Raw genomic sequence first — 12180 nt, 5'->3', positions numbered from 1 at the left:
CCTTGATCCATCCTCTTCAACCTGAAGCGTATTTGAGAATTTTGTAAAACTAAAAAGGCTCACAAAACTTTCGTTTTATGAACCTTTTTTTGCGGTGAGGGAGGGATTCGAACCCTCGGTACAAGTTTAAGCTCGTACAACGGTTTAGCAAACCGGCCCTTTCGGCCACTCAGGCACCTCACCGTAATAAGCATTCCGCTTAATGGACGGCAAAAATAAGCGGAAAATTTCAATTTCCAAACTCAATTAATCTTTTTATTCTCAGCATTATAAAAAACAAATCCCGCTGATCAGAGCGGGATTTATTATATAACAAATATCTTATCAGATTTACATGGCAGCCAGTTGCACTTTCTGTTGCAACTCCATCACGCTTTCGCGGAAGGTACTATCTGTGTCCATCAGGTCTTTTACAGTCTGGCAGGAATGGATAACCGTAGTATGGTCCCTTCCACCAAAATGTTCACCGATGGTTTTCAATGAATTCTTGGTAAATGCCTTCGCCAGGTACATAGTGATCTGACGGGCCTGAACAATCTCCCGTTTCCGGGTTTTCTGCAACAGCTTATCATACGGCACATCAAAATACTCACATACCATCTTTTGGATCGTCTCGATGGTAATTTCTTTGCTGCTGGTTTTCACGAAATTACGGAGTACTCTTTTTGCCAAATCGAGGTCAATTTCCCGCTTATTCAGCGAAGATTGTGCCAATAATGAGATCAAAGCGCCCTCGAGTTCGCGGACGTTGTTGTTCACGTTATAGGCCAGGTATTTTACCACCTCGCGAGGCATTTCAAGACCGTCGTTCTTCATCTTGCGCTCCAGGATCTCGATGCGGGTCTCGTAATCCGGCACCTGCAGGTCTGCACTGAGGCCCCAGCGGAAGCGGCTCAGCAGTCGCTCCTGTACACCTTCCAGGTCTTTCGGCGGTTTGTCTGATGTCAGGATCAGTTGTTTGCCGCTCTGGTGGAGGTGATTGAAGATAGCGAAGAAAGCATCCTGGCTTTTCTCTGCACGGTTGAAGAACTGTACATCATCGATGATGAGCACATCTATCAGCTGGTAGAAATGGATGAAGTCGTTGATCGCATTGTTCCGGCTATGGTCCTGGAACTGGTTGATGAACTTCTCCGAGCTTACATATAATACTACCTTATTAGGTTGAAGTCTTTTTGTTTCATTACCGATGGCCTGCGCCAGGTGAGTCTTACCCAATCCTACACCACCATAGATCACCAGCGGATTGAAGGAGCTGGCTCCTGGTTTCTCCGCTACCGTTTTACCGGCACGACGGGCAACACGGTTGCAATCGCCTTCAATAAAGTTCTCGAACGTATATATAGGATTGAGCTGCGGATCGATCTGCATTTTCTTCAATCCCGGAATGACGAACGGATTCTTTACCGGATTGTGTATGATGAGTGGAAAGTCCATTTCATTACTGGAAAATGTTTTGTAACCATGTGTAGGAACATCCATCGTCAATGGTTTGTTGGAATGGTTACCACTATCAACCATGATCCGGTACTCCAGCCTGGCCTCTTTCCCAAGCACTCTACGCAAAGTCTTTGCCAACAAATTCACATAATGTTCCTCCAGGTATTCATAAAAGAACTGACTGGGTACCTGGATTACCAAAATGTTTTCTTTTAACTCAACCGGCTTGATAGGTTCAAACCATGTTTTGAAATGTTGCCACTCAACTATGTCCTTGATAATTTCCAAACAATTGCTCCAAACTTTGTCAAAAGATTTTGCCATTATTCTACAAGCAGTTTTTATGTTGAGTTAGGAATATGCCTTAATCATGCCAACCGCAAAAATTCTTCACAGGATTTCAGACTTTCTCTGATTTAATTCATCAAAAAAAACTTGAGCAGGGGTGCGAATATCTAAATTTCCTGTGGATAAAAAAATTTTTTATTCACTTGTTTTTTTAGGAATTACTACATTGTTTATCTACAGTAGATTAATCTTTACTTTTCGTATAAACACAGATGTAGTCTGCTGATCAGCAATAACTGATCAGCCGGAATTTTAATCACTGTTTTACAGAAAAAGTTTTGTCAACAATCAAAAAGGATGTGGAAAAGATTCCAGCACCCATCGCCAAAAACCGTTTGATACGATCTGATTGAACCGAAGCATCTTCACTCGTTGTTGTAAGGTAGCAGAGATAGTTAAGCAAACACCGCGAAACATTCTTTACATACTTCTGTTCCGGCCGGATATCTTGCTCCCACTGAACGGAATCTTTTTCGCAAGTGGTTTTGCAGAAAATCTGGATGAAGAAATTACCAGGCGTTTCATATCTGAAGGCACATTTCTTCATAAAAAAATAACTGATGACTGATGTCATTGAAGATACAAATAATTTGAAACGAACTCCAATTTCCCCCTCTTTTTTTTGACCCGCCACGGAAAAATTTTTTCCCTTTTTTCCAGGCACTAAATGGAAAAATGTTATACCTTAAAAGCTTCTCCATCCTGAAAGAAAAAGAACAATCGTACTTCTACTTTTTCAATATAATTTGTCAAGAAATCTGCACAACAGACATTATTTTCGTCATGATGTGTTTGCGTTTTTTTGTCGCCCTCATTCACTACTTTTGCAGCTTCGGGTACAATAATACCCATATTCATTAAAGGTCTTTTAGGTTAACTACCTGACACCATGCAACAAACATTTACACTCAGACTGCTACCATCTGAAGCAGCCAATGCAAACATCGTGCAGCAATATGCTGCCAGTCATCTCGGTATACAATCCAATGCCTTCACAGGCTACCAAATCCGCAAACGCTCTATTGACGCGCGTGGAAAGCAAACATGGATACAGCTTACCATCAATGTATTCGTGAATGAACCCTTCCACCCTGCAACACCGGCTACCATTCCATTACGCAATGTATCTGCTTCTGCCAATAAAGTGGTGATCATTGGCGCCGGACCAGCAGGATTGTTTGCTGCAGTGAAACTTATCGAACTTGGTATTCAACCCATCATACTTGAAAGAGGAAAAGATGTGAGGGCAAGAAGAAGAGATCTTGCACAAATGAACAAAGAAGGGATCGTGAACCCGGAAAGCAATTATTGCTTCGGAGAAGGTGGCGCAGGCACCTACAGTGATGGAAAACTGTACACGAGAAGTAACAAACGCGGCGATGTCAACCGCATCCTTCAACTGCTGGTTCAGTTCGGCGCAGATGAAAAGATATTGTACGAAGCACACCCTCACGTTGGCACCAACAAACTGCCACAGATCATCACCGCAATACGCGAAGCCATCATCGATTGCGGAGGCCAATTCCTCTTCGAACAAAAAGTGACAGGCCTGCAAATAAAAGATGGGATCATCAAAGCTGTTACTACTGCCAGAGGAGATATGTTCCACGGCGATGCAGTGATCCTGGCAACCGGACATTCCGCCCGCGACATCTTTCAACTCCTGCACGATAGTAAGATACTGATTGAAGCAAAACCATTTGCACTCGGTGTGCGCATAGAACATCCGCAACAACTCATCGATCAACTGCAATATCATTGTCCTTCGCGTGGAGAATTCCTGCCGCCTGCTTCATATAGTCTGGTGCAACAGGTAGATAAACGTGGTGTTTTTTCTTTCTGTATGTGCCCGGGCGGTATCATCGCTCCTGCTGCCACTGCCGAAGGCGAACTGGTGGTAAATGGGTGGTCTCCCTCCAAAAGAAATAATCCTTACGCCAATTCAGGAATGGTGGTATCCGTGGAATTGTCTGACCTCGGTTCGTATAATAAATATGGAGCACTTGCCGCCATGCATTTCCAGCAAGCCGTGGAACAAAAAGCATGGAACGCTGGTGGCGGAAAACTGGTTGCGCCCGCGCAAAGGATGGTCGATTTTGTGGAAGGAAAAGTCTCTTCTACACTGCCCGACTGCTCCTACCTGCCGGGCCTTCACGCCGCTTCCCTGAAAGATGTGCTCCCAGGCTTCGTTCATCATTCCCTCAAACAGGCATTTAAAGAATTTGGTAAAAAGATGCCAGGCCGTCATGGCGCCCGCGGTTACTTCACCAATGAGGCCCTGGTGGTAGCCACCGAAAGCCGGACATCAAGCCCGGTGCGGATCCCACGCGATGCAGAAACCCTGCAGCATCCACAGATCACCAATCTTTACCCCTGTGCTGAAGGCGCGGGATATGCCGGAGGCATCGTCAGCGCCGCAATGGACGGTGAGCGCGTAGCCGCTGCCATCCATGCCATTCTGCAGCCTTCATGAAAGGTTTATTTGGAACCGTTTGTAATAATTTTAACTTTTATGCTACTAAAGAGTGGTTGCTTTACCCCTCCGGGGACGTAACCCCTATTTTTTCAACTTCACCAAAGCATTATTCATGAACATCCTTGAAGTCAAAAACCTCAGGAAGTATTATGCTACCCAGAAAGCAGTGGACGATATCAGTTTCTCACTGGCGCCCGGTAGCATATTCGGACTGCTGGGCCCCAACGGAGCCGGCAAAACCACCCTCATCAGAATGATCACCGGCATCTTCTACCCAGACGAGGGTGAGATCCTGTTCAACGGAAAACCTTTCAACACACAGACTGATATTCTTCTCACAGGCTATATGCCGGAAGAACGTGGTTTGTATAAAAAGATGAAGATCGGTGAACAGGCTGTGTATCTCGCTCAACTCAAAGGAATGAGCAAGGCCGCTGCCACAGAGAAAGTGAAAGAATGGTTCATCCGCTTCGATATGCAGAGCTGGTGGAATAAAAAAGTGGAAGACCTCAGTAAAGGGATGAGCCAGAAGCTGCAGTTTGTTACTACCGTTCTCCATGAACCGAAACTCATTATCCTCGATGAGCCCTTCTCCGGACTCGATCCTGTGAATGCCAACCTCATCAAGGACGAGATCTACCGCCTGGCCAAAAACGGCGCCAGCATCATCTTCAGTACCCACCGGATGGAACAGGTGGAAGAGATTTGCGATCATATCATTCTTGTGAACAAAGGACAAAAGATCCTGGATGGCACCGTAAAACAGGTGAAACAACAGTTCAAGGAACATCTCTTCCGTATCAGCTTTGAAGAAAATCCGAAATCAATCATATCAGATGTATTTGAAGTGATCGAACAAAATCAGCATGAACTGGTAGTGAAGATCCACGAAGGCCGCAGACCCAATGATGTGCTGCAATTTTTCCTGGACCAACCCACAGGTATAACCGCTTTCCAGGAAATACTGCCATCGCTCAACGAGATCTTTATCAGGCTGGTGGAAGGAACGCCCACTGCCCGTCAATTTGAATCGATCAACGCTTAAAACAACTGACCATGAACAAAACCTGGATCATTGCACAGAGAGAATTTACCAGCAGGGTTCGTAAAAAGACCTTCCTGCTGACAACGATATTATTACCCCTGCTGTTTGCAGGATTCTATGCCGCCATCATCTGGTTCTCTGTTAAAGGAGGAGATTCTGTAAAGGTGCTGGTGTCTGACCGATCTAACGTCTTTGAAGGAAAACTGAAAAACGACGGAGATATCAGCTTCACATTTCAGAATTCTCTGAAGGAAAATCAACTGGGCGACAGTGTGCAGTCAGGCAGCTTCAATGCCTACATGTACATTCCTGAACAATTCAACTCTGCTACTGATTCCATCCGTATCAGAACTGCAAAGTCCCTCGGACTGATCACCAGGGAAAAAGTGGAAAAGAGGATCAACAACACGATAAAGGAACACAAAATGCTGGCTTACGTTTCAAAAGCACAACTCGATAGTGCGCAACGTGATGCCATCCTCGATATCAATAAACTTGAAAGCGATAAGAAACAGGATAAATCCGGAGTTGCCTATGCAGTAGGCATGATCTCCGGCTTCCTGATCTATATCGTACTCTTCATTTACGGTACCATGGTAATGCGTGGTGTGATGGAAGAAAAAGTGAACCGCATTGCAGAAGTGATCGTGAGCAGCGTGAAGCCAATACAACTAATGATGGGTAAGATCTTTGGCATCGGTGCAGTAGGATTGGTACAGTTCCTTATATGGATCGTTCTGGGTGTTACGATGAACCTGATAGTAACACTCGTGATGGGTGTAAACACCCCGGCGGCCAGTCAGATGGCAGATGTTGCCCAACAAATGCCTCAGGGTGGAGCGGCTACTTTCCTTGACCAGGTGAAAGAAATGCTGCCCCTGCTCCTGCCTTGTTTCCTTTTCTATTTCCTGGGCGGCTATCTTTTGTACTCATCTCTCTTCGCTGCTGTTGGCAGTGCCGTGAATGAGGATCCACAGGATGCACAAAGCCTGATGCTGCCAATCACATTGCCCATCATCTTCGCGATCGTAATCGCCATGAAAGCGGTGAATGATCCTACCAGCAGCCTCGCCGTATTCGGCAGCCTGTTCCCGCTCACTTCACCGGTTGTAATGATGGCACGCGTGGCACATGGCATCCCCGATGGCGTGGCAGTCTGGGAATTGATCACCAGTATGGTCCTGCTGGTACTCGGTTTCCTCGGCACCACCTGGCTGGCAGGAAAGATCTACCGCACAGGCATCCTCCTCTACGGTAAAAAAGTTACCTGGAAAGAAATGTGGAAATGGGCTTTCAGAAGTAACTGATTACGTATCACAATAAGTTTCAAAGGGTGTATCGAAAGATGCACCTTTTTCTTTTTCAAGCTCCATGCAACATTTTACGAAAATCGTCGTACTTTATTACGAAAACCATCGTATATTACTATTAAAACCATGTTCGCATGAAATTGTCACACATGAACAGACTGACTGTCCGCCCCATGCTGGCAGCCGCCGCCATTGCCGGAGTATTGATAACCTCCCCCGCATTCAGCCAGGAAAAATCAAAAGATCCGGCTAAGAAACAATACCTCAAAGACCTGGACAAAGAATTGGATCAGCTTGAAAAAGCCAGGGGCAACCTGCAGAAACAAATGACCAAAGACTGGAAAAAAGCACAGGAGGAAATGCTCAGGTCCCTTGACCAGATCGATATCGAAAAAGCCCAACTCCATGCAGAAGAAGCGCTGAAGAATATCGATTTTGAAGCCATACAACGTCAGGTGGAAGAAGCTGTTGAGCACTCCACGGGAGCAACCGAACACATCAGCAAAGAAGTGATGGAAAAAGTAAAACTGCAAATGGAAAAAGCGAAAAAAGAACATCGCCTTAGCCAGGAGCGCCATGAGAAACAAGTGAAGGAACAGATCGGGCGCGCCAAAAAACAAATTGCAGAAGCCAGAGAGAATATCAGGTTCGACAAGCTGGACATAGAAAAATCTATCCGCAGCGCAGAAGAAGAGATCAAAAAAGCAGAGATCGAGCTGAAGGGATACCAGGAGATGATCTATGCCATGGAAGCAGACGGACTGCTGGATACGAAGAAAGACTATACCATCCGCTACAACGACAGTAAACTCAGCATTAACGGCAATGAACAACCGGAATCAGTTACCAACAAATACAGGAAGTATTTCAAAAAAGATTCCGTTACACTGAAGAAGGAAGACGGAAATCTTGATTTTTTACACGATTAGTGTTTTCTCATTTGCGTTATACGCGGGACTGTTCTCAGTTCCGCTTTTTTTAGTCACAATAAAGGAAACGTCTACAAAAACAAGAAGCCGCCTTGTATTACAAAGCGGCTTCTTACTGTGGGTAAACCCCGATGTGTATTAATCACCGTCCATCATCCGCATTAGTGGATGAAATACGTCACTTTCATCTTCATCGGCGGTCAGATCTAAATTCATTTTAAGGGAAACTCCTTCTTTGATAATCACATTCTCTTTCTTGTAAGTCTTGTAGCCTTTCTTCTCTAACACGATCACCACCTCACCTGGCGGCATCTGAGGCACTTTGAACTGCCCTGCCGCATCGGTTACATATTCTTTTCTATCCTTCACGTTCTCCTGTCCCTTCGCTGCAGTAGTAATGGATAATGTTACTCCCTGCACAGGCTTTTTGGTCACAGCATCAGCTACCATGCCATACAAAACAGGTTCTGTTTTTCCGCGCTCCTTCTCCCCATTATTTCCATTGTTAGCTTTGGCTAAAAGGGCCAGCGGCAGGATTGCCGTCATAAGGAGCATTTTTTTCCGAACTCTCATAATAGGAGTTTAAAAGGTTGGCAAAGTTGATTACCTGCCGATCACACTGTCCATACTCTGTCTTCTCTGTAAAAAGACAAGACAGCTATACCGAATGTTGCATTCAGCCATGAAAGTTACTCAATCTCCCTGATAACGGGTGAAGCTTTAAAGAAATTTTAAGGGAAAATTGTCATGATTTCCCAAGATCGATCTCCGTATTATCACCAATGTTTAGACTCCGGCTTTCGCCCTTCACTTCGGTATCGCTGCCGATCAGGGATTCACTCAGTACAATATCGTACAGATCAGCAAATGAGCCGATTATGGAGTTCTTGATGATGGAGTAATTGACCACGGTCTTTTCGCCGATACTGACGTTGGGGCCCACAATGGAATTGCGGATATCGCAGCCCCTCGCGATGCTGACAGGAGGAACTATAATAGTGTTCTCGAAGTTATGGTCCTGGGAGATCATGCTGCCGAATTTCTTCAGCATGGTGGCATTGGATTCCAGCAGTGTATCTTTCTTTCCGCAATCGAACCAGTTCTGTACTTTGAAGGCCTGAAACCTTGCCCCCTGGCGGATCATACATTCCAGTGCATCTGTAAATGAATATTCGCCACGCGTCATCACCTGGTTACGCACATTACTTTCCAGGCATTGAAAAAGGAAAGCGGATTCCTTGATCCGGTAAATGCCCACCAGCGCCATATTCGATTTGGGGATCTGCGGCTTTTCCACCACCCTGCTGATAAACCCATCCTCCCCGATCTCGGCCACGCCGAATTCCCGGGGATCGTCAACCCTCTTCACACCCAGCGCGGAATGCGGCATATCCAGCACGGCTTTTACATCGTACTCGCAGATGGTATCGCCCAATACCACAAACATCTCGTCGTCTTCAACGATGTCTTTGGTGAGCTGGATCGCATGACCGATCCCATGTCTTTCAGTCTGGTGTACAAAATGCGCCTTGATATCGGGATAATTATCTCTTACATAGTCCTGGATCTTTTGTCCGAGATAGCCTATGATAAAAATGTATTCATTGATCCCTGCACTCTTCAGTTGGTCCACAATAATGCTGAGGATTGTTTTTCCTGCAAGCGGGATGAGAGCCTTGGGTTGAGTATATGTATGTGGCCGTAGTTTGGTGCCTGCACCGGCTACGGGAATAATTGCCTTCATATCGAAATTCTGTTTTCAGCTTATCCAAAAACAACAAAGCTGGTTCCTTACGAAACCGTGAAAATAGTGAAAATTATGGGGCGTTCTCACTATTTTTGCGCCATGCAAAAAGACACGCTCGTTTTTGACCTCCTCCGTAAGGAACTGGACCGCCAACGCCACGGCATTGAACTGATCGCATCTGAAAATTTCACATCGCTGCAGGTAATACAGGCTATGGGCTCTGTTGCTACTAACAAGTATGCAGAGGGCTATCCTGGCAAACGTTATTACGGCGGATGTGAAGTCATTGATGAGATAGAGACCCTGGCCATCGAACGCCTCAAAAAAGTATTCAACGCCTCCTGGGCCAACGTGCAACCCCACTCCGGTGCACAAGCCAATTCAGCCGTGTTCCTCGCCTGCCTCAAACCAGGTGATAAGATCCTCGGTCTGGACCTCAGTATGGGCGGACACCTCACACACGGCAGCCCCGCCAATATCTCCGGCAAATACTATCAGGCGCTGCACTACGGTGTGAAAAAAGATACCGGCATCGTTGACTACGATCAACTGGAGCAGATCGCCCTCGCAGAAAAACCAAAGATGATCATTTGCGGAGCTTCTGCGTATAGCCGCGACTGGGACTATGCCCGCATCCGCGCTGTTGCCGACAAGATCGGCGCCCTGGTGATGGCAGACATTGCACACCCTGCAGGTCTGATCGCCAAAGGCCTTCTCAATGATCCCTTCGATCATTGCCATATCGTAACTTCCACTACACATAAAACTTTGCGCGGACCACGTGGTGGTATCATCATGCTTCGTCATGATTTCGAGAACCCATGGGGCCTGAAAGATCCAAAGGGCAATACACGTACCATGAGCCAGCTGCTGGACCTCGCCGTATTCCCCGGCGCACAGGGCGGACCATTGGAGCATGTGATCGCAGCCAAAGCCATCGCTTTCGGAGAAATCCTCACAGATGAGTTCACTGCTTATGGAAAGAATGTGATCAACAATGCCCAGGCCATGGCCAAAGCAATGGTGAACCGCGGTTACAACCTCATCAGCAACGGTACAGACAATCACCTGATGCTGATCGACCTCCGCAACAAGAACCTCACCGGTAAGAAAGCGCAGGAAACACTTGATAAAGCACATATCACCCTCAACAAGAATGCAGTGCCTTTCGACGATAAGAGCCCGTTTGTTACAAGCGGTATCCGTATCGGCGTGCCTGCCATCACTTCAAGAGGTATGAATGAAGCGCATATGGAAACTGTTGCCGGCTTTATAGACAAAGTGCTCACCAAGATCGATGATGAGGCAACCATCGCCGGTGTTAAGAATGATGTGAACACATTCATGAAACAGTTCCCGCTTTATCCCGAACTTGGATAATCAATTCATTTCATAAACAGGAAAGCCTGCCAATTACGGCAGGCTTTTTCTTTTGATGCGGAAGTAACGGACAAATGATTATTTTTGGGCCTGTCAAACTAACCATTATGATCCAACGTATACAAACGATATGGTTGCTGCTGGCTGCCATTGCAGCCTTCCTGACATTGAAATTATTTTTCTATACCGGCAATATGATCCAGGAGGGAATGGCCATCAAACAATTCACTGCCCTCACTGCACAAACCAGTACATTGCTCCTGATCACTACAGTGGGAACGGGCCTGCTGGCGCTGATCTCCATCTTTATTTTCAAAGACAGGAAATTACAGATCAAACTGGTGGGCATCGCATTGGTGCTTTCCCTGCTCAACCTGCTGCTGTTCTACCTGCAAACCAAAAAATTTGTTCCGGGCGAAGGTAATTATGGCATCTCCGCCCTGGTGGCCCTGGTGGTTCCCATTATGCTCTTCCTCGCACTGCGCGGAATTTACAGGGACCAGAAACTGGTGAAGAGTTTGGATAGACTGAGATAAAAATCATTTAAATATCATCATTGAGGCTGGTCCAATTGGGTCAGCCTTTTTTATTGCTGCAAATGTCGTGGGGGGATGTTATTGGAGACTGTGAAACAAACCAGCGCAGTTGGATAATCTTTTTACTTTGGTGCGAAGGATGAGCTGCTGTTCATTGTTGAGCTTTGGAGCTTTTGTTTCGAAGGCCTCCAATAACATCCCCCCACGCCATTTGCGAATCTCCCTCCGGGGCAGCTTTATGGTGGTAAAGGTGCAGCAGGCTTGAGTAAGGGTAAATTTTTTTGTACTTCGTAGAATGGTTTTAGGAAAAAAACAGGCGACCGTTTGGCCGCCATTTTTATATAGAAACGTGTTAAGCGAAATTATTTTCCCAGCTCCACTTCATAGGCCGTGAACTTCCGGCCATCTCCCATCGGCGTGGTGAAGATCTTGATCCGGATCGTTTGATCCCCACTGTTATATACGAGATTCTCGGCTCCCTGGAAATTGTATTTCTCGGTACACCTGAAATTGTGTGAGAGCAGGTACACGGAAATGTCTTTGTATTCATCTTTGTCGTAGGTCCGGTAAGTGAGAAGGCGGCTGCTGTATTTCTCGGTATTCACATCCATGTATTGCACCGAACGGATAACGGTAGGCCTGCCATCTTTATCATCCTCCTTATGATCGATATGCGAGTATTGATAGAGGGAGCTGGTAGAGTCGATATCTTTCTGCATCAAAAGATAGCCTCTCTTTTTAAGCGTGGTATCGATGCGGAAATGATCATAGTCCATGAACTTCCTCAACTCGGCAACAGTAACCTGCTGCGCATTGGAAAAATGAACAGAAAAAATGAAAAAGAAGAAAAGTAGAATTCGGAACATATCAGCGCTGAATTGTGAAGCAAAGAAAAGATAAGAGGAAGAGGTAGAAAAGTTAAAGTACAGGGTGTGCGCCGGAGGCGAACTAATACAGGTCACTCGCCGG

The 12180-nt window shown here is 46.0% G+C and carries 11 protein-coding genes and 1 tRNA gene; 6 read left to right on the top strand and 6 right to left on the bottom strand.

Annotated elements, in window-relative coordinates:
* Positions 1-92 precede the first annotated feature (92 nt).
* The 3 genes from FSB84_RS12135 to FSB84_RS12125 form a co-directional block, all read right to left on the bottom strand.
* A tRNA-Ser gene (locus FSB84_RS12135) sits at positions 93-183 on the bottom strand.
* A gap of 147 nt (positions 184-330) precedes the next feature.
* Positions 331-1764 (bottom strand): chromosomal replication initiator protein DnaA, encoded by a 1434-nt coding sequence (gene dnaA, locus FSB84_RS12130; RefSeq protein ID WP_130541239.1) that lies wholly within the window; start codon positions 1762-1764, stop codon positions 331-333.
* 280 nt (positions 1765-2044) lie between these two features.
* Positions 2045-2422, bottom strand: coding sequence for a hypothetical protein (locus FSB84_RS12125; protein ID WP_130541241.1), 378 nt, complete (start codon positions 2420-2422; stop codon positions 2045-2047).
* 255 nt (positions 2423-2677) lie between these two features.
* Here FSB84_RS12125 and FSB84_RS12120 point away from each other — a divergent pair, with 255 nt between their 5' ends.
* The 4 genes from FSB84_RS12120 (at position 2678) to FSB84_RS12105 (ending at position 7548) form a co-directional block, all read left to right on the top strand.
* Positions 2678-4261 (top strand): NAD(P)/FAD-dependent oxidoreductase, encoded by a 1584-nt coding sequence (locus FSB84_RS12120; RefSeq protein WP_130541243.1) that lies wholly within the window; start codon positions 2678-2680, stop codon positions 4259-4261.
* Positions 4262-4376: 115 nt separating this feature from the next.
* On the top strand, positions 4377-5309 hold the full coding sequence (locus tag FSB84_RS12115) for an ABC transporter ATP-binding protein (protein ID WP_130541245.1): 933 nt from the start codon (positions 4377-4379) through the stop codon (positions 5307-5309).
* Between the two features lie 11 nt (positions 5310-5320).
* Positions 5321-6616 (top strand): ABC transporter permease, encoded by a 1296-nt coding sequence (locus tag FSB84_RS12110; protein ID WP_130541247.1) that lies wholly within the window; start codon positions 5321-5323, stop codon positions 6614-6616.
* 137 nt (positions 6617-6753) lie between these two features.
* Complete coding sequence (locus FSB84_RS12105; protein ID WP_130541249.1) at positions 6754-7548, top strand: hypothetical protein; 795 nt, start codon at positions 6754-6756, stop codon at positions 7546-7548.
* Positions 7549-7686: 138 nt separating this feature from the next.
* On the opposite strand, the gene FSB84_RS12100 is transcribed toward FSB84_RS12105, so the two are convergent.
* Positions 7687-8094 carry a carboxypeptidase-like regulatory domain-containing protein gene (locus FSB84_RS12100; RefSeq protein WP_158643870.1) on the bottom strand — a complete coding sequence of 136 codons (408 nt, stop codon included), beginning with the start codon at positions 8092-8094 and terminating at the stop codon, positions 7687-7689.
* A gap of 199 nt (positions 8095-8293) precedes the next feature.
* A complete protein-coding gene (locus FSB84_RS12095) occupies positions 8294-9292 on the bottom strand; it encodes a sugar phosphate nucleotidyltransferase (protein ID WP_130541252.1) in 999 nt (332 codons plus the stop codon).
* Positions 9293-9394: 102 nt separating this feature from the next.
* Between FSB84_RS12095 and FSB84_RS12090 the strand changes: the two genes are divergently transcribed.
* Positions 9395-10675 (top strand): serine hydroxymethyltransferase, encoded by a 1281-nt coding sequence (locus tag FSB84_RS12090; RefSeq protein WP_130541253.1) that lies wholly within the window; start codon positions 9395-9397, stop codon positions 10673-10675.
* 107 nt (positions 10676-10782) lie between these two features.
* The gene (locus FSB84_RS12085; RefSeq protein WP_158643869.1) at positions 10783-11211 is read left to right on the top strand and encodes a DUF4293 family protein; all 429 of its coding nucleotides are present in this window, start codon (positions 10783-10785) and stop codon (positions 11209-11211) included.
* Between the two features lie 362 nt (positions 11212-11573).
* On the opposite strand, the gene FSB84_RS12080 is transcribed toward FSB84_RS12085, so the two are convergent.
* Positions 11574-12077 carry a hypothetical protein gene (locus FSB84_RS12080; protein WP_130541257.1) on the bottom strand — a complete coding sequence of 168 codons (504 nt, stop codon included), beginning with the start codon at positions 12075-12077 and terminating at the stop codon, positions 11574-11576.
* Between the last annotated feature and the right edge of the window lie 103 nt (positions 12078-12180).

Source organism: Pseudobacter ginsenosidimutans (assembly GCF_007970185.1).
Lineage (GTDB): Bacteria > Bacteroidota > Bacteroidia > Chitinophagales > Chitinophagaceae > Pseudobacter > Pseudobacter ginsenosidimutans.
This window is presented reverse-complemented; position numbering and strand designations above follow the sequence as displayed.

Excerpts from the sequence above, each read along its gene's own strand:
- dnaA (WP_130541239.1), bottom strand. The coding sequence starts at position 1,764 with ATGGCAAAATCTTTTGACAAAGTTTGGAGCAATTGTTTGGAAATTATC.
- FSB84_RS12120 (WP_130541243.1), top strand. The coding sequence starts at position 2,678 with ATGCAACAAACATTTACACTCAGACTGCTACCATCTGAAGCAGCCAAT.
- FSB84_RS12115 (WP_130541245.1), top strand. The coding sequence starts at position 4,377 with ATGAACATCCTTGAAGTCAAAAACCTCAGGAAGTATTATGCTACCCAG.
- FSB84_RS12110 (WP_130541247.1), top strand. The coding sequence starts at position 5,321 with ATGAACAAAACCTGGATCATTGCACAGAGAGAATTTACCAGCAGGGTT.
- FSB84_RS12105 (WP_130541249.1), top strand. The coding sequence starts at position 6,754 with ATGAAATTGTCACACATGAACAGACTGACTGTCCGCCCCATGCTGGCA.
- FSB84_RS12100 (WP_158643870.1), bottom strand. The coding sequence starts at position 8,094 with ATGACGGCAATCCTGCCGCTGGCCCTTTTAGCCAAAGCTAACAATGGA.
- FSB84_RS12095 (WP_130541252.1), bottom strand. The coding sequence starts at position 9,292 with ATGAAGGCAATTATTCCCGTAGCCGGTGCAGGCACCAAACTACGGCCA.
- FSB84_RS12090 (WP_130541253.1), top strand. The coding sequence starts at position 9,395 with ATGCAAAAAGACACGCTCGTTTTTGACCTCCTCCGTAAGGAACTGGAC.
- FSB84_RS12085 (WP_158643869.1), top strand. The coding sequence starts at position 10,783 with ATGATCCAACGTATACAAACGATATGGTTGCTGCTGGCTGCCATTGCA.
- FSB84_RS12080 (WP_130541257.1), bottom strand. The coding sequence starts at position 12,077 with ATGTTCCGAATTCTACTTTTCTTCTTTTTCATTTTTTCTGTTCATTTT.